Raw genomic sequence first — 18,383 nt, 5'->3', positions numbered from 1 at the left:
GCGCGGCGACGTTCGCCGCGCCCTTCAGAAGCGCTCCAGCTGCGGCAGCCACACGCGGATCAGTGAGAACAGGCGCTCCAGGTCGATGGGCTTGGCCAGGTAGTCGCTGGCGCCGGCCTTCATGCACTGCTCCTGGTCATCCTTCATCGCCTTGGCGGTGACGGCGATGATCGGCAGCCTGGCCCAGCGCGGCTCCTCGCGGATGCGCCGGGTGGCCTCGTAGCCATCCATCACCGGCATCATCACGTCCATCAGCACCAGGTCGATGTCGGGGTTCTCGTCGAGCTTGTCGATGGCCTCCTGGCCGTTGCGCGCGGTCACCACCTGGGCGCCCTTCTCGTCCAGCGCGCTGATGAGGGCGAAGATGTTGCGCACGTCGTCGTCCACCACCAGCACTTTGCGCTTCTCGAACACCTTGTCGCGGTTGCGCGCGGTCTGCAGCATCCGTTGGCGTTCGCTGGAAAGCGATGATTCGACCTTGTGCAGGAACAGCGTGACCTCGTCCAGCAGGCGCTCGGGCGAGCGCGCGCCCTTGATGATGATCGAACGCGAATGCCTGAGCAGGTCCTCCTCCTCGTCGCGGGTGAGGTTGCGCGAGCTGTAGACGATCACCGGCGGGAAGGTGCCGAGGTCTTCGGCGGCCATGCGCTTGAGCAGCTCGTTGCCGTGCATGTCGGGCAGCTTGAGGTCGATGATCATGCAGTCGAACTGGGTTTCGCGCAGCCGCGCCAGGGCCTCCTCGCCCCGTTCGGCGGCGACCACCTGGATGTCCTCGTCGCCCACCAGGCGGGCGATGCCGTCGCGCTGCGAGGCGTCGCCCTCGACCACCAGCACGCGCTTGACCTTCTGCGTGAGCTTGGCCTCCAGGCGCGAGAAGACGTCCACCAGCAGCTCACGCGTGGTGGGCTTCTGCGCATAGCCGATGGCGCCCAGGTGCAGCGCGGGCTCGGTGCGGTCGTCGGTGGAGACGACGTGCACGGGGATGTGGCGGGTGTGCGGATCGTCCTTGAGCCGTTGCAGCACCGAGAGGCCGGAATCATCCGGCAGGCGCATGTCGAGGAGGATGGCATCCGGCCCGTGTGCGCCCGCCAGGCGCAGGCCCTCCCCGGCGCTCTGGGCCACCAGGCAACGGTAGCCGAGTTCGTGGGCCAGGTCGTAGAGGATCTGCGCGAACTTGGGCTCGTCCTCGATCACCAGCACGCAGCGCCTGCCCTGGTCGGCCAGGCCGCGGTCGTCGGGGAAGGCCGGCACCTCCGGCTTCTCTTCGTCCGGGGCCGGCGTCGGCTCGGGCAAGGGGGCGGGTTCGACGGACTCCGGGGCCGCCTCCTCGGCCTGGTAGCTCTCCGGCAACCAGAGGGTGAACAGGCTGCCCTGCCCCGGCTCGCTGCGCAGCTCGATGCTGCCGCCGAGCATCTGCGCCAGGTTGCGCGAGATCGACAGGCCCAGCCCGGTACCGCCGAAGCGCCGGTTGGTGGTGCCGTCGGCCTGGCGGAAGGCCTCGAAGATGAAGTCCTGCTGTTCCTGGCTGATGCCGATGCCGGTGTCGGCGACCTCGAAGGCGATGCCGCCTTCCGACGGGCGCACGCGCAGGCGCACGCTGCCCTCCTGGGTGAACTTGAAGGCGTTGGAGAGCAGGTTCTTGAGGATCTGCTCCACCCGCTGGCTGTCGCTGAAGAACTGCCGGGGCGCGGCGGCGTCCACCTGTACCTCGAACTCCAGCTGCTTCTCCGTCGCCTGCGGCCGGAAGAGGCTCTCCAGGTTCTCCACCATGCGCGCCAGCTCGGTCTGTTCCGGGCGTATCTCCAGGCGCCCGGCCTCGACCTTGGCGATGTCGAGGATGTCGTTGATCAGCTTCAGCAGGTCGGTGCCGGAGGAGTAGATCAGCTCGGCGTATTTCACCTGCTGCCCGTCGAGGTTGCCCTTGCGGTTCTCCGCCAGCAGCTTGGAGAGGATCAGCGAGCTGTTCAGCGGCGTGCGCAACTCGTGGGACATGTTGGCGAGGAACTCCGACTTGTAGCGGCTGGCCCGCTGCAGTTCATCGGCCCGTTTCTCCAGCTCCCTGCGGGCCTGGTCGAGGGCGTGGTTGCGCTCGTCCAGCGCGTCGCGCTGCTCCACAAGGCGCAGGGTCTTCTCGTTGAGCTGCTCGTTGGTCTGTTCCAGCTCGGCCTGCTGCGTCTCCAGGCTGGCCTGGGATTCGCGGATCAGCCGCGACTGGTCCTCCAGCTCCTCGTTGGCGGTACGCAGCTCCTCCTGCTGCACCTGCAGCTCCTCGTTGAGTTGCTGCGTCTCGGTGAGCACATCGTGCAGGCGCTGGCGATAACGCGCGGCCTCGAGGGAAGCCCCGAGGCTGCCGCCAATGGCGTCGAGAAAAGCCTGGTCACGCTCATCCAGCGGCCGCAGAAAACCCAGCTCGACGATGCCGTTGACGCTGCCCTCGGTGGCCGTGGGCGCGAGCATCACCGAGAGCGGAGCGTCGTTGCCCAGCCCGGAATTGACCTTGAGGTAGCTCGGCGCCAGCCCCTCCAGCACCCGGGAACGGCGCTCCACCGCCACCTGCCCGACCAGCCCGGCGCCATCGGCGAAGGCCTGCTCACGGGCCTGCTCCTCGGGTGAAAAGCCATAGTCCGCCACGCGGCGCAGCTCGCCATTCTCCTGGCGCACGTAGAGCGCCCCCACCACCATGCCCAGGTACTGGGCGAGAAAATCCAGCACCGCACGCCCGATGCTGCCGGCCGACTGCTGGCCGATGATGCTCTCGGCCAAGCGCGATTGTCCTTCGCGCAGCCAGGCCTGCTGCTGCAGTTTCTGGTTGTCGGCGAGCTGGCGCTCCAGCGTGGCGCCGTAGGTGCTCGAAAGGCCCAGCAGCTCGCGTCGACCGACGAACGCCAGCAAGCCGCTGAAACCGAAGCTGAACAGCAGATAGGCGACGACGGTGAAGAGGGCGGTGTTGCTCGCCCGCTCATTGCGCTCATGGCGCAGTTGCTGCTCGGCGGCAATGAAATCGGCGAAGGTCCGGCGGATGCCATCCACCAACTGCTTGCCGCGCTTCTCGCGCACGGCGGTGGTGATGTCCTGGTTGGCACGGCGGCGCTCGATCATCTCCTGGGCGAAGGTGCCCCAGCGCTCCTGCATGGCCTGGATGCGGCGCACCTTTTCCAGCTGGACGGAATTGTCCCTGACCAGCTCGGCCAGCTCCGACATCCGCGACTCCAGGCGCGGCGTGGCCTCTTCGAAGGGGTCGAGGAACTCGTCCTCCCCGGCGATCAGGTAACCGCGCAGGCTCGACTCACGATCCAGCGTGTAGCGAAAGCCCTCGTTGGCCTTGCCCATGACCATATCGGTGTGCTCGACCCAGCTCAGCACGTACAGCAGGTAGCCGATCAGGGCGATGAACAGCGCGGCGCCGAGCACGCCGATGCCGATCGGCAGGGCCACATTGCGGGAGAGGATGCGGCGGAAACTTCTTTCGTCGATGCTGGCGGTGGCGTTCATCGGCTGTCCCTGGAATGGATGCGCAAGACCCGTAGACGGGCACCCAACGCATCGCCGATTCCCTGGTGACCGCTGGGCTGTGGTGCGCAGCGCCAAGCGCTGCCTGAGGAAAATGTAGCTAGTTGTGCCCGTTTCGCCCGGGAAAGATGGCATGACGCCGCCATCCGCGCGGTCAAACCCGGGCCTGTCGGACTTTCGCCACGCAGAATGAGAACCGCTCATCAACTGCCTGCTTTGCGGCTTGGCCGCGCATTGGCAGAATGACGCGCGCATTACATGGCGCTATGCCACCACCAAGGACGGAATCCTGATGCAGGACAGCAACCCTCACGAGCCAGGGCAAGGGCTCGACGCGGGCCTCGCGTGCCTGGTCATGCTCGCGCGTTTCCATAACATCGCCGCCTCCCCCGAACAACTCGCCCACGAATTCGCCGAAGACGGCCGCCCCTTCGGCAAGGCCGAGCTGCTGCTCGCCGCCAAGAAGCTCGGCCTCAAGGCCCGCCCGGCACGCAGCACCATCGCCCGGCTGGAGCGCACGCCGCTGCCGGCCATCGCCTGTGACCGCGACGGCAGCTTCTTCATCATCGCGCGGCTGGACGACGGCAAGGCGCTGATCCACGACCCGCGTGCGCAACGCCCGGAAGTGCTGGAGTTCGAAGGCCTGGGCGAGCGCTGGAGCGGCGAGCTGGTGCTGATCCGTTCGGAAGCCTCGCTGGCCGGCGAGCTGGCGAAGTTCGACTTCACCTGGTTCATCCCCGCCATCGTCAAGTACCGCAAGCTGCTGGGCGAAGTGCTGCTGGTGTCCTTCGTGCTGCAGATCTTCGCGTTGCTGACGCCGCTGTTCTTCCAGGTGGTGATGGACAAGGTGCTGGTGCACCGAGGCCTTTCCACGCTGGATGTGATCGCCATCGGCCTGCTCGGCATCATGCTCTTCGAGACGGCGCTGTCGGGCCTGCGCAGCTATGTGTTCGCCCACACCGCCAGCCGCATAGACGTGGAGCTGGGCTCGCGCCTGTTCCGCCACCTGGTGACGCTGCCGCTGGCCTACTTCCAGGCGCGCCGGGTGGGCGACTCGGTGGCGCGGGTACGCGAGCTGGAGAACATCCGCAGCTTCCTCACCGGCAACGCCATCACCCTGATCCTCGACGTGCTGTTCTCGGTGGTGTTCATCGGCGTGATGTTCTTCTACAGCGGCTGGCTGACGCTGGTGGTGCTGCTGTCGCTGCCGCTGTACTTCCTCATCTCGCTGATCATCACGCCGATGCTGCGTGCGCGGATCAACGAGAGCTTCGCCCGCGGTGCGGAGAACCAGGCCTTCCTGGTGGAGACGGTCAATGGCATCGACACGCTCAAGGCGATGGCGGTGGAACCGCAGATCAACCGCAAGTGGGACAACCAGCTGGCCGGCTACGTGGCGGCCAGCTTCAAGACCCAGACGCTGTCGACCATCGCCAACGAGGGCGTGGGGCTGGTGGGCAAGCTGGTGACCGTGGCGACCCTGTGGCTGGGTGCGCGGCTGGTGATCGACGGCGACCTCAGCGTCGGCCAGTTGATCGCCTTCAACATGCTGGCCGGGCGGGTGTCGCAGCCGATCATGCGCCTGGCCCAGCTGTGGACCAACTTCCAGCAGACCGGCGTATCGGTGCAGCGCCTTGGCGACATCCTCAACACCCGCACCGAGCTGTCCCAGGCGGCGCGCAGTGCGTTGCCGCCGATCCGTGGCAACGTCGAATTCGACCAGGTGCACTTCCGCTACCGCCCGGATGGTTCCGAGGTGCTGCGCGGGGTGAGCCTGAGCATCCAGGTCGGCGAGGTGATAGGCGTGGTCGGCCGCTCCGGCTCCGGCAAGAGCACCCTCACCCGCCTGCTGCAACGCCTCTACACGCCCGAGCGCGGGCGGGTGCTGGTGGACGGCATGGACCTGGCGCTGGCGGACGTGTCCTCGCTGCGCCGGCAGATAGGCGTGGTGCTGCAGGACAACATGCTGTTCGCCCGCAGCATCCGCGAGAACATCGCCCTCACCGACCCGGGTGCGCCCATCGAGGTGGTGATGCAGGCGGCCAAGCTGGCCGGCGCCCACGAGTTCATCCTCGAACTGCCCGAGGGCTACGACACGGTGGTGGGCGAGCACGGCGCCTCGCTCTCCGGCGGCCAACGCCAGCGCGTGGCCATCGCCCGGGCGCTGATCGGCAACCCGCGCATCCTCATCTTCGACGAGGCCACCAGTGCGCTGGACTACGAGTCCGAACGCATCATCCAGCAGAACATGAAGGACATCTGCCGGGGCCGCACGGTGATCATCATCGCCCACCGCCTCTCCGCCGTACGCGATGCCAACCGCATCGTGGTGATGGACCGCGGGCAGATCGTCGAGCAGGGCACCCACGCCGAACTGCTCACCCACCAGGCCGGGCATTACTCGCGCCTGCACCGACTGCAGCAGGGGTAAGCCATGGGCGCCAAACGCGAACTGATCAACCGCTACCGCACCGCCTGGCCTCACGCCTGGCGCCACCGCAAGGCCATGGACGCACCGCAGCGCCTGAGCCACGAGGTGCAATTCCTCCCCGCCGCCCTGGCCCTGCAGGAGCAGCCGCCGCACCCGGCACCGCGCTACATCCAGTGGGCGATCATCGCCTTCGCCGCGCTCGCGCTGGTCTGGGCCTGCGTCGGCGAGATCGACGTGGTGGCCACCGCCACCGGCAAGATCGTGCCCAGCGGCAAGACCAAGATCATCCAGCCCAGCGAGGTGGCGGTGGTCAAGGCGATCCACGTCTACGACGGGCAGAAGGTCAAGGCCGGCGACCTGCTGGTGGACCTCGACGCGCAGATCACCGGCGCCGACGTCGACCGCCTGAAGAGCGACCTGCTCGCCGCCCAGGTGGACAGCGCCCGCGCCCGTGCCCTGCTCGATGCCATCCAGGACGGCGGCGAACCCACCTCCCTCGCCGCGCTGATCCCCGAGGCCAGCCCCGAGCAGCAACTGGCCGCCCAGCGCTGGCTGCAGGGCCAGTACCTGGAACTGCGCAGCACCCTCGACCAGGCCGACGCCGAGATCGACCAGCGCGTCGCCGAGATCCAGGCGGCCAAGGCCTGGGTGGCCAAGCTGGAGGAATCCCTGCCCATCACCCGCCAGCTCTCCGCCGACTACAAGCGCCTGCTGGACAAGGCCTACGTGGCCAAGCACGCCTACCTGGAAAAGGAACAGGCGCGCCTCGACCAGGAGCGCGAACTGGCCATCCAGCAGGCCCGCGTCATCGAACTCACCGCCGCCCGCAGCGCCGCCGAACGCCAGCGCAACACCGTGCTGGCGCAAACCCGCCGCGCTATGCTCGACCTGCAGCACGAATCCGAACAGCGCGCGGCCTCCCTCGCCCAGGAACTGAAGAAAGCCGAACAGCGCGACCGCCTGATGCGCCTCACCGCCCCGGTGGACGGCACCGTGCAGCAACTGGCCATCCACACCAACGGCGGCGTGGTCACCGAGGCACAGCCGCTGATGGTCATCGTGCCCAGCGACCAACCGGTGGAAGTGGAAGCCATGCTGGAAAACAAGGACATCGGCTTCGTCCACCCCGGCCAGGAAGTGGAGATCAAGGTCGAGACCTTCACCTTCACCAAATACGGCGTGGTGCACGGCACCGTGCAAAGCATCTCCAACGACGCCATCGACGACGAAAAACGCGGCCTGGTCTACAGCACCCGCATCCTGCTCAAGGAAAACAGCATCCAGGTCGGCGACAACCGCATCGAACTCTCCCCCGGCATGGCCGTGCGGGCGGAAGTGAAGACGGACAAGAGAAAGGTGATCGATTATTTCCTGAGTCCGTTGAAGGAATATCAGGATGAGAGTTTGGGGGAGCGGTGAGTAAACCCTACAGTCTCAATAGAGCACAAATCGCACTCAGCCCATATAAAGAAAAGAGCAATGAATAGCACATTACAACCGTCAATCAACCGCATAAATACATCACCAGCACTACCAAAACTCATCATAAGCTGGCTAATTATTGGATATTCCATATCCATTCCTGCTTATTTTCTTGCACCACCGATCGATATAGAAATCCCCGTATCGCACTGGGCCGCACAACAAATAACCAATCAACATCTATTCATATTCATCGCCCTGACACACACCATACTACTTCCGCTCTACTTCATAGCAATCTGGCGATTGGGATTTACTAGAATCTTAATCTCTCGCCCTGCGAAACTTGCCATCTTAGGTGGATGCCTAGCCTGGGTGGTTTTCCTTACGGGAGCGATCCCACTGGATGGCGACAACATATTCTCCCGCCTATTTAGAACAATAATAATTGAAACCGACTGGATGGGCGGGGCGTTGATATATTTCATAGCCATAAGCACTCTCACCATCTCACTTGTATTACTTTTAAAGAAGGGACTCTGATCCGTGCCAACTCCAAACGACGAAACTCTATTTGAAGAATATTGGACAAACGTTTACAGCACCCTAGCTGGAACGCTATCAAAAGTATCGGAAAAATATTCCCAAGATGATTTCAACAATGCAGTAAAGCGAGCAGAAATCGCTCAAACCTTAGCCTCAGACTACGAGCACTTTGCAAACAAAGCAGCTGAACTTTCTCGAAAAGCAGACCAAGCAGGCATCGAGCTACGTAAATCAGCTCAAAATGCACTAGACAGCGCATCAATCATGTTTAGGAAGCAAGCAGATGAGCTTCATGCCAAAGGACTTGATGCCCTTGAAAAAGTAAACCTTGACGTCTTAAGCGGGATAAACCGAAAACTCCTTTCAACTGCAGGAGACCTTCTTGGCCCTATTGGAGATACCTTAGATATCGCCATAAAAGCCTCAGAAGGTGACTACTACGCAGCAGCGGGTTCTTTTGTTGGTGCGGTTGCCGGTGCGGCAGTTGCAGCTGTTCTCGTTGGGCTCACTGGGTGGATTAGCATTCCACTAGCCGTTGGCTTTGGATGGTTAGTCGGTGAGAGCTTCGAAGATATATTTAAGTATCTCGATCCATTAAATATGAACTCAAACGTTAATACTGAGTTCCAAGCAGCCAACTCCTTCGTCGAACGCCGCGACCCCCTCAGCCTCGATCTCGACGGCGACGGCATCGAAACCGTCGGCGCCAATGCCGGCATCACCTTCGACTTCGATGGCGATGGCCTGAAGACCGGCACCGGCTGGGTCAAGGGTGACGACGGTTTCCTCGTACTGGACCGTAACGGCAATGGCCAGATCGACAATGGTGGCGAGTTGTTCGGCGTCGACACCGTCAAGGCCAACGGCCAGAAGGCCAGCAATGGCTTCGATGCGCTAAAGGACTTCGACAGCAACGGCGATGGCGTCTTCGATGCCCAGGACACCCAGTTCGCCAATGTGAAGATCTGGCAGGACGCCAACCAGGATGGCATCGCCCAGGCAGGCGAACTCAAGACCCTGGCCGAGCACAATATCGTCGCCATCAACCTGGATTCGACGGCGAGCAACCACAACTCCAACGGCAACCTGATCAGCGCCGTCGGCAGCTTCGTTCGTGGCGATGGCAGCGAAGGCACCGTCAACGCCAACCAGAGCCTGGCCGCCAACCTGGACCTGGTCAGCAACCCCTTCTATCGCGAGTTCACCGACCGCATCGCCCTGGACGACACGGCCAAGGCCCTGCCGGACATGAAAGGTTCCGGTGCGGTGCGTGACCTGCGCGAAGCCTCGATGCTCAACGCCGAGCTCAAGACGCTGCTGGCAACCTACTCCCAGGCACAAACTCTCGAAGAGCAGGTGGGCCTGCTGGATCAGTTAATCGCCGAATGGGCGAAGAGCGCCGACTACAAGACGTTCGATAAGCGCATCGATGCACTGGATGACGGCACCACTGATGTGCGCTTCCAGTACTCTTGGGAGGCTAGCGGCACTCAGCCGACCGAAGCACAGCAGAACACCAAGACGCTTCTTGAGCGTGTGAAAGCCCTCGAAGTGTTCAATGCGCAGAACATCCTCAAGTTTGGCAAGGTTGGCTCAGGCACTAATAGCCTAACTTTATCCTTTGGCGTGGGTACAGCTAGCAGCAATAGCTCCTACAACACGACCCAAGGCAGTGTTGTGATTGATGAGAATCGTCTTGGCTTCAACGCTGGGCAGATTGGCTTGCTGAATCAGGCTTATGAGAGCCTCAAGCAGTCCATCTATGACAGCCTGGTACTGCAGACTCGTTTGAAATCATATGTAGACACGATTGACCTGAAACTTACGACCAATGGATTTGAGCTTGACTACACTCGGATGTACACGCTGTTCGCAACTACAGCGAATGAAAGTCCATTCACAGCCATTAGCGACGCATTGGACTTCTCCCGAGTCTGGGCAGACCAAAAAACGACAGATTTACTTAAAACGTCTTTCATTCCCGCACTAGCAGAGCAGTTGTCCACTGAAGAACTCAATAGGCTCCGCAATCAACTATCCCACGTCAACGCTCTGCATACTCAGTTGGGTAGTGCCTCCAATGATGCGCTGATAGGTACGCCAAGCAACGACTACCTACTTGGGCTGGGTGGCAACGACTCCATCCTCGGCGGCTACGGCAATGACACCCTCATCGGCGGCAAGGGTAACGACACCCTCAATGGCCATGACGGCAGTGACACCTATGCCTTCAGCCTCGGTGATGGTCACGACACCCTGGCCGAGACCTATGTAAACACCAGCGACAACTATCTCGCCACCGACATCATTCGCTTCAGCGAAGGTATCAATGTCTCGGACATGCGTATGAGTCGCGAGGGTAGCAACCTCACCCTGCACTACAGCGCCACCGACAGCATCACGATCCCCCTCTGGTACACCAATCCGTATGTGCGGATCGAAAAGATCGAGTTCGCCGATGGCAGCAGCCGCACCATCAACAGCCTGGAAATGGCACTCGGGGTCACCGGCACAGCCGGTGACGATGGTTTCGGGATCTATGGCAACGATGCCGTGCACTTCAAGGGCCTGGCAGGCAACGACACACTGAACGGCGCTGCCGGTAACGACATCCTCGATGGGGGTGACGACAACGACAGCCTCAATGGGGGCGCCGGTAATGACATCCTGCTCGGTGGAGCGGGCAACGACTCCATTCTCGGCGGCTACGGCGATGACGTCCTCGTCGGTAGTTGGGGTAACGACACCCTCAACGGCCATGACGGCAGTGACACGTTCATCTTCAAGCGCGGTGATGGTCAGGACACCCTGACCGAGACCTATGAAAACACCGCCGACAACTATCTCTACACCGACATCATTCGCTTCGGCGAAGGTATCGATGTTGCCGACATTCGCATGAGTCGCGAAGGCAGAAACCTCATCCTGCACTACAGCGACACCGACAGCATCACGCTCACACACTGGTACACCAATCCGTACGTGCGGATCGAAAAGGTCGAGTTCGCCGATGGCAGCAGCCGCACCATCAACAGCCTGGAAATACAGCTAGGGGTCACTGGCACAGCCGGTGACGATGGCTTCGCGCCCTATGGCAACGATGCCGCGTACTTCAAGGGCATGGCAGGCAACGACATACTGAACGGCGCTGCCGGTAATGACATCCTCGATGGGGGTGACGACGACGACAGCATCAATGGGGGCTACGGTAATGACACCCTGCTCGGTGGAGCGGGTAACGATTCCATCCTCGGCGGCTACGGCGATGACATCCTTACCGGCGGCAAGGGCAACGACACCCTCGACGGCCATGAAGGCAGTGACACCTATGTCTTCAGCCTCGGTGATGGTCAGGACACCCTGGCCGAGACCTTTGCAAACGGCAGCGACAACTATCTCGCCACCGACATCATTCGCTTCAACGAAGGTATCGATGTCACCGGCATGCGCATGAGCCGCGAAGGCAGAAACCTCACCCTGCACTACAGCGCCACCGACAGCATCACGCTCGCCGGCTGGTACAGCAATCCATACCTCCGGGTTGAAAAGGTCGAGTTCGCCGATGGCAGCAGCCGCACCATCAACAGCCTGGAAATGGAGCTCGGGGTTACCGGCACAGCCGGTGACGATGGCTTTGCGCCCTATGGCAACGATGCCGCGCACCTCAAGGGCATGGCAGGCAACGACACGCTGAACGGCGTTGCCGGTGACGACATCCTCGATGGCGGTGACGGCAACGACAGCCTCAATGGGGGCGCCGGTAATGACACCTTGCTCGGTGGCGCGGGCAACGACTCCATCCTCGGCGGCCACGGCGATGACGTCCTCATCGGCGGCAAGGGCAACGACACCCTCGATGGCCATGACGGCAGTGACACCTACCTTTTCAGCCTCGGTGATGGTCACGACACCCTGGCCGAGACCTATGTAAATACCAGCGACAACTATCTCGCCACCGACATCATTCGCTTCGCCGAAGGAATCAATGTCTCGGACATGCGCATGAGTCGCGAGGGTAGCAACCTCACCCTGCACTACAGCGCCACCGACAGCATCACGATCCCCCTCTGGTACAGAAATCCGTATAAGCGGATCGAGAAAGTCGAGTTCGCCGATGGCAGCAGCCGTACCATCAACAGCCTGGAAATGGAGCTCGGGGTCACTGGCACAGCCGGTGATGATGGCTTCGGGGGCTACAGCAACGATGCCGTGCACTTCAAGGGCCTGGCAGGCAACGACGTACTGAACGGTGCTTCCGGTAACGACATCCTCGATGGCGGTGAAGGCAACGACACAGTCAATGGCGGCTATGGCAATGACACCTACTTGTTTGCCAAAGGGGATGGCCAGGACCTGGTAGCCGATGCAGATGGCAACGACACCCTTCTCTTCGGTGAAGGCATCTCCGCCAACGACATCTGGCTCCAACGCAACGGCAGCAACCTGGAGCTGACCCTGCGCGACTCCACCGACAAGGTCACCATCAGCAACTGGTACTCCAGCACCTCGAACCACATCGAGACCATCAAGTCCGGTGACGGCAAGACCCTTCTCGACAGCCAGGTGCAGAACCTGGTCAACGCCATGGCGGCCTTCGCGCCGCCTGCAGGCGGCAGTTCCAACCTGACGCCCGAGCAGAGGGCGCAGCTGGAGGTGGTGATCGCCGCGAACTGGCAGTAACCGCTGAGTAAATGAACAAGACCCCTCACGGGGCCTTGTTCATTTCCGGGGTTTGGAACTGTTCAGCGCGCCATCCACCCATCCCCTCACCTGCTCGGCGCTGGGTGCTTCGGGGGCGAAGAGGATGCGGTAGATCATCGGGGCGACCACGGCGTCGATCAGTTGTTCGGCGCTGGGGGCGGGGTCGTGGCGCTGGGCGGCGCGGTCGAGGATGAGTTGCAGCTGGCAGCGGACGAGATCGGCGCATTGGCCGGGGTAGTCGCCGGCAAGATCTGAGACGACGTCACGGATCAGGGTGCGGCCGAGTTCGGAGCTCATCTCGTCGAGGTATTGCTCGGCCCAGGCGTGCAGGTCGCCGGCGAGGGTGCCGGTGTCCTGGGGCTCGCCGGGGAGCATGCGCTCCAGGGCGACGTCGGCCAGCAGGGCGGAGAGATCGCCCCAGCGGCGGTAGATGGTGGAGGGCGTGACGCCCGCGCGGGCGGCGATCTGCGGGACGGTGAGGTCGGCGCGGTCGCGCTCCTCGAGCAGTGCACGCACTGCCGCGTGGATGGACTCCTGCACCCGGGCGCTGCGCCCGCCAGTGCGGCGGTTTTCTTTGATGGCCATGGCGGCGGACCTTATCACAAAGAATTTGCGTTAAGGAATTGCCGGGCGCAGACTGCGCAAACGCAATTACTTAGCTTTAGCGAGACGACCATGGCCCAGTCCGCCGACACCTGCCTCGACCAACGCCACGCCCGCAGCGGCATCGCCTTGCTGGCCGCCACCCTGCTGAGCTTCCTGGCCGCCTCCAGTGCGCCCACGCCGCTGTATCCGGTCTATCAGGCGCAGTGGAGCTTCAGCCCGGCGATGCTGACCCTGGTGTTCGCCATCTATGCCTTCAGCCTGCTGGCCGCGCTGCTCACCCTGGGCAAGCTGTCGGACTACCTGGGCCGGCGGCCGGTGATCCTCGCCGCCCTGTTGCTGGAGATGCTGGCGATGGCGCTGTTCATCGAGGCCGATGGTGTCGCCTGGCTGCTGGCGGCGCGGGTGATGCAGGGGTTCGCCACGGGGATGGCGACCAGCGTGCTGGGGGCGGCGCTGCTGGATCGCAACCCCGAGCGCGGGCCGCTGTTCAACAGCGTGGCGCCGCAGCTGGGCATGGCGTGCGGCGCGCTGGGTTGCGGAATGCTGGTGGAGTGGGCGCCCTGGCCGTTGCACCTGGTCTACCTGGTCCTGCTGCTGGTGTTCGCCACCCAGGCATTGCTGGCGTGGTGGCTGCCGGAATCCATCTCGCGCCGCCCGGGTGCCATCGCCTCGCTGCGTCCGACCCTGAAGGTACCGCCCCAGGCCCGTGGGGCGCTGTGGCGCACGCTGCCGGTGAACGTCGCGGTCTGGTCCCTGGGCGGCTTCTACCTGTCGCTCGCGCCGTCGCTGATCCGCGCGGCCACCGGCTCCAACTCGGCGCTGGTGGGCGGGCTGGCGGTGACGGCTCTGACCTTGAGCGGCGCGCTGTCGATCCTGTGGTTGCGCCAGCACACGGCACAGCAGGTGCTGCGCATCGCCACCGCCCTGCTGCTGGCAGGTGTGGGCGCCATGCTGGTGGCGGTGCAGGCCGGCTGGCTGTGGCTGTTCCTGGTGGCCTCGCTGGTTGCCGGCGGCGGCTTCGGTTCGGGCTTCCTCGGGGCACTGCGCAGCGTGATGCCGTTGGCTCATGCCCATGAGCGCGCCGGGCTGATGGCCACCTACTACGTGATCAGTTACCTGGCGTTCTGCGTACCGGCGCTGCTGGCGGGGGTATCGGCGCGCCACTTCGGATTGGTGGCGACCGCCACGGGGTTCGCGCTGGTCCTGATCGGCCTGATCCTCGTCGCACTGCGGGGCGTGTGGCGGGCCGAGCGCGCCTGAAGCAAGGGGCCCGTCCAGCCGACGATTGGATTACACCCGTAATATACAAGCGTTTGAATTACGCATATCATCCTAAGCATGCGCCTCGTCGGATCGCTCGTACCCCGGCGCTCCCGCCGGCTCCGCCCGGCCCAACCTGCAAGGACCCGAGATATGCAATCCATCGTCATCGCCGGTTTCGCCCGTTCGCCCTTCCACTTCGCCAAGAAGGGCGGGCTGATCAACATCCGCCCGGACGACCTCGCCGGCCAGGTCGTCAAAGGGCTGGTGGACCGCCTGGACATCGACCCCAGCGAGATCGAGGACCTGATCCTCGGTTGCGCCTACCCCGAGGCCGAACAGGGCATGAACCTGGCGCGCATCGTCGGCTTCCTCGCCGGCCTGCCGCAGAGCGTGGCCGGGGCCACGGTGAACCGCTTCTGCGGCTCGTCCATGACCTCCATCCACTTCGCCGCCGGGCAGATCCAGCTCGGTGCCGGCGAGGCCTTCATCTGCGGCGGCGTGGAATCCATGACCCGCGTGCCGATGGGCGGCTTCAACATCTCGCCCAACCCGCGCCTGACCAGCGGCGAGATCCAGGCCTATATCCCCATGGGCCACACCGCCGAGATCGTCGCCGAGCGCTACGCCATCAGCCGCGTGGACCAGGAGGCGATGGCCGTGCAATCCCACGGGAAGGCGGCCGACGCGCGCCTGCGCGGCCTGCTGCAGGACGAGATCATCACCATCGAGACACCGGACGGCCCGGTCACCGAGGACGGCTGCATCCGCCCCGGCACCAGCGCCGAGGCCCTGGCCCAGTTGAAGCCGGCCTTCGGCGGCAGCGTGACCGCCGGCACCGCCTCGCCGCTGACCGACGGCGCGGCGGCGGTCTTCGTCTGCACCGAGGCGTTCGCCCGGCGCTGGAAGCTGGACATCCTCGCCCGCATCAAGGCGGTCGCGGTGGTCGGCTGCGCGCCGGAAGTGATGGGCATGGGCCCCTTGCACGCCACCCGCAAGCTGTTGCAACGCAGCGGCCTGTCGGTGAACGACATCGACCTGTTCGAGATCAACGAAGCCTTCGCCAGCCAGGCGCTGGCCTGCATCCGCGAGCTGGACATCGACATCGCCAAGGTCAACCTGGACGGCGGCGGCATGGCCATCGGGCACCCGCTGGGCGCCACCGGCGCGCGTATCACCGGCAAGGCGGCCTCGCTGCTCAAGCGCACGGGGGGCCGCTACGCCGTCGCCACCCAGTGCATCGGTGGCGGCCAGGGCGTGGCCACCCTGCTGGAAAGCGTCGAGTGAGGCGCCGGGGGAGGTGCGAGCGCGCCTCCCCTTTCGTCGGCCATCGGCATCGCTGCGACGGCAACTGCATACAGGCGGTGAATATGGAATTACAATCGCCATACTAACGTCCGGAATTTGAGGCCACTGCCATGCGCTACTCGGAAGACCACAAGGCCGAAACCCACAAACGCATCATCGCCGAAGCGTCCCGCCGCTTCCGTGCGGACGGCATCGACGCCACCGGCCTGCAGCCGCTGATGAAGGCATTGGGCCTGACCCACGGCGGCTTCTACGCCCACTTCAAGTCCAAGGATGCGCTGGTGCAGGAAGCCCTGCGCGCGGCGGCCAACGACGCCAGCGGCCAGTGGGCCAAGGTGCTCGCCAAGCCGGAGCCGCTCAAGACCCTGTTCAAGCGCTACCTCTCGCCGGAACACCGCGACAACCCGGACGCCGGCTGCCCGCTGCCGACCATGTCCTCGGAGCTGGGCCAGCGCGGCCAGGCCAGCCCCATCAGCGACGAGGTGGTGGGCAACCTGCTGAGGATGATCGAGAAGGAAACGGGCGACCCGCAGGAAGCGATGGCGATGGTCGCCACCATGGTCGGCGCGCTGAGCCTATCCCGCAGCGTGGCGGACGAGGCCCTGTCCAAGCGCATCCTCGAGGATGCCTGCAGCAACCTGACCGCACGCCTGGAGGAGAAGAAAGGCGGCAAGGCCTGAGCCCGCCGCCACGATTCCCATGAGCGGCCGCAAGGGCCGCTCCATTCAGCCCATCCAGCGCCGGAACAGCGCGCTGGCATTCACCCCGCCGAAACCGAAGCCGTTCGACAGCGCGTAGTTGATGGTCATCGGCCGCGCCGCGCCATGGACGATGTCCACGCCGGCGGCGTCTTCGTCCGGTTGTTCGAGGTTCAGGGTGGGCGGCGCCACCTGGTCGCGGATGGCCAGTACGGTGAAGATCGCCTCCAGCCCGCCGGCGGCGCCAAGCAGGTGCCCGGTGGCGGACTTGGTGGCGGAAACCGCGATCCCACCCTCCTCGCCGAACACCGCCTTGATCGCCGCCAGCTCGCCTTTGTCGCCCACCGGCGTGGAAGTGGCATGGGCGTTGAGGTGCTGGATCTGCCGCGGCTCGATGCCGGCCTGGGCGATGGCGGTGCGCATGGCACGCTGGGCGCCGCTGCCGTCCTCCGGCCCTGCCGTGAGGTGGTAGGCGTCGGCACTGGTGCCATAGCCCACCAGCTCGGCGATGGGCGTGGCGCCGCGTGCCAGGGCATGGTCGAGCGATTCGATCACCAGCATGCCGGCGCCCTCCCCCATGACGAAGCCATCGCGACGGCTGTCGAAGGGCCGGGAGGCCTGTTCCGGGTGATCGTTGAAATCGGTGGACAGCGCCCGGGCCGCCGCGAAGCCGGCCAGCGCCACGCGGTCGATCGAAGCCTCGGCGCCGCCGCACAGGGCGATGTCCACCTCGCCGGAGCGGATCATCCGCGCCGCATCGCCGATGGCCTGCACGCTCGCGGCGCAGGCGGTCACCGGGGCGCCGATGGGGCCCTGGAAACCATGGCGGATGCTGACGTGCCCGGCGGCCAGGTTGACCAGGAAGGAGGGAATGGTGAAAGGCGACAGGCGTCGCGGGCCCCGGCTATCGGTGGTGCGCACGGCGTCGGCGATGGCACCGAAGCCGCCGATGCCGGAGCCGATCACCGTGGCGGTACGGGCCTTCTTCTCGTCGCTGTCGGCGACCCAACCGGCTTGCTGCAGGGCTTCATCGGCGGCGGCCAGGGCGAAGAGGATGAAGCGGTCCATCTTCTTCTGCTCCTTCGGCGGCGCCGCACTGTCGGGATCGAAGCCACCCTCGGGGTCTTCTTCCCGCGTCGGTACGCTGCCGCCGACCTTGGTCGCAAGATCCCGCACGGTGTCTTCGGGCAGGGCACGCAGGCCCGAGCGGCCCGCCAGCAGGCGCTGCCAGGCGGTTTCCACGCCGCAGCCCAGGGGCGAGACGAGCCCCATGCCGGTGACGACGATTCGTTGCGAGTTCATCATTTCCCTCCAAGTATCAGGCAGGTCGTGGAGCCGGTGGCGTAGAGCTTCCCGTCCACGTCATAGATGCGGCCCTCGGCCAGTGCGGTCGAACGGCCCACGTGGATGATGCGCCCTTCCGCCCTCACCGGCCCGGTGTCCATGGTCATGGCCCGCACGTAGCTGATGCGCAGGTCGGTGGTGGTGTAGCCCTGCCCCGGCTTGACGTGCATATGGATGGCGCAACCCATGCAGGAGTCCAGCAGGGTGGCCGCATAGCCGCCATGCACGGTGCCCAGCGGATTGTAGTGGCGGGCATCCGGAACGCCCTGGAATACGAAGCGCTCCTCTGACCATTCGATGGGCACGAAGCCCATCAGTTCACCTATCGGGGGCGAGGGCAGGTCACCCCGGCCGATGCCGTCGAAGAACTCGCGCGGACTCAGCTGGACCACCTCGGACATGCTCAGGGTGCCGGGCTTCAGTCGCTCCAACATGGCACGCTCGGCTTCCAGCCAGGCCTGCAGCTTTTCTTCACGGCTCGATTCGCTCATGGCACTTCCCCTCTCGCTTGGCCCGGGGGCCTGACTTGGATTTCAACCATCATATAACGAGGCGCA

Annotated in this window: 11 protein-coding genes; 7 read left to right on the top strand and 4 right to left on the bottom strand. The window is 64.3% G+C overall.

The window, feature by feature from the left end; genetic code table 11:
* Window positions 1-24: 24 nt before the first annotated feature.
* Entirely contained in the window at window positions 25-3,492 is a 3,468-nt protein-coding gene (locus tag WFQ67_RS12095) for a response regulator (RefSeq protein WP_337056997.1), read from the bottom strand.
* A 310-nt stretch (window positions 3,493-3,802) separates the two neighbouring features.
* Here WFQ67_RS12095 and WFQ67_RS12090 point away from each other — a divergent pair, with 310 nt between their 5' ends.
* The 4 genes from WFQ67_RS12090 to WFQ67_RS12075 are packed head-to-tail and all read left to right on the top strand — an operon-like array spanning window position 3,803 to window position 12,589.
* Window positions 3,803-5,941, top strand: a complete 2,139-nt coding sequence (locus WFQ67_RS12090) for a type I secretion system permease/ATPase (RefSeq protein ID WP_337056996.1) — start codon at window positions 3,803-3,805, stop codon at window positions 5,939-5,941.
* 3 nt (window positions 5,942-5,944) lie between these two features.
* Window positions 5,945-7,360: an HlyD family type I secretion periplasmic adaptor subunit gene (locus WFQ67_RS12085; protein WP_337056994.1), complete on the top strand. Its 1,416-nt coding sequence runs from the start codon at window positions 5,945-5,947 to the stop codon at window positions 7,358-7,360.
* A 60-nt stretch (window positions 7,361-7,420) separates the two neighbouring features.
* A complete protein-coding gene (locus WFQ67_RS12080) occupies window positions 7,421-7,906 on the top strand; it encodes a hypothetical protein (protein ID WP_337056992.1) in 486 nt (161 codons plus the stop codon).
* 3 nt (window positions 7,907-7,909) lie between these two features.
* Window positions 7,910-12,589 carry a calcium-binding protein gene (locus tag WFQ67_RS12075; RefSeq protein ID WP_337056990.1) on the top strand — a complete coding sequence of 1,560 codons (4,680 nt, stop codon included), beginning with the start codon at window positions 7,910-7,912 and terminating at the stop codon, window positions 12,587-12,589.
* Between the two features lie 39 nt (window positions 12,590-12,628).
* Here the strand turns inward: WFQ67_RS12075 and WFQ67_RS12070 are convergent, their stop codons facing one another.
* Window positions 12,629-13,195: a TetR/AcrR family transcriptional regulator gene (locus WFQ67_RS12070; RefSeq protein WP_337056988.1), complete on the bottom strand. Its 567-nt coding sequence runs from the start codon at window positions 13,193-13,195 to the stop codon at window positions 12,629-12,631.
* A gap of 90 nt (window positions 13,196-13,285) precedes the next feature.
* On the opposite strand from WFQ67_RS12070, the gene WFQ67_RS12065 reads away from it, so the two are divergent.
* The 3 genes from WFQ67_RS12065 (at window position 13,286) to WFQ67_RS12055 (ending at window position 16,464) form a co-directional block, all read left to right on the top strand.
* A complete protein-coding gene (locus WFQ67_RS12065; RefSeq protein WP_337056987.1) occupies window positions 13,286-14,476 on the top strand; it encodes an MFS transporter in 1,191 nt (396 codons plus the stop codon).
* Between the two features lie 153 nt (window positions 14,477-14,629).
* Entirely contained in the window at window positions 14,630-15,763 is a 1,134-nt protein-coding gene (locus WFQ67_RS12060; RefSeq protein WP_337056986.1) for a thiolase family protein, read from the top strand.
* A 131-nt stretch (window positions 15,764-15,894) separates the two neighbouring features.
* Window positions 15,895-16,464, top strand: coding sequence for a TetR/AcrR family transcriptional regulator (locus tag WFQ67_RS12055; protein ID WP_173179366.1), 570 nt, complete (start codon window positions 15,895-15,897; stop codon window positions 16,462-16,464).
* 45 nt (window positions 16,465-16,509) lie between these two features.
* On the opposite strand, the gene fabF is transcribed toward WFQ67_RS12055, so the two are convergent.
* On the bottom strand, window positions 16,510-17,784 hold the full coding sequence (gene fabF / locus WFQ67_RS12050; protein WP_213625393.1) for a beta-ketoacyl-ACP synthase II: 1,275 nt from the start codon (window positions 17,782-17,784) through the stop codon (window positions 16,510-16,512).
* Entirely contained in the window at window positions 17,784-18,317 is a 534-nt protein-coding gene (locus WFQ67_RS12045) for a PaaI family thioesterase (RefSeq protein ID WP_213625394.1), read from the bottom strand. Before WFQ67_RS12045 ends, fabF begins: the two co-directional genes overlap by 1 nt.
* Between the last annotated feature and the right edge of the window lie 66 nt (window positions 18,318-18,383).

This window comes from Pseudomonas sp. USHLN015, assembly GCF_037153275.1.
GTDB classification, from domain to species: Bacteria; Pseudomonadota; Gammaproteobacteria; order Pseudomonadales; family Pseudomonadaceae; genus Metapseudomonas; species Metapseudomonas tohonis.
Note: the sequence above shows the minus strand (reverse complement) of the source record. Positions and strands in the feature narration are given on the sequence as shown.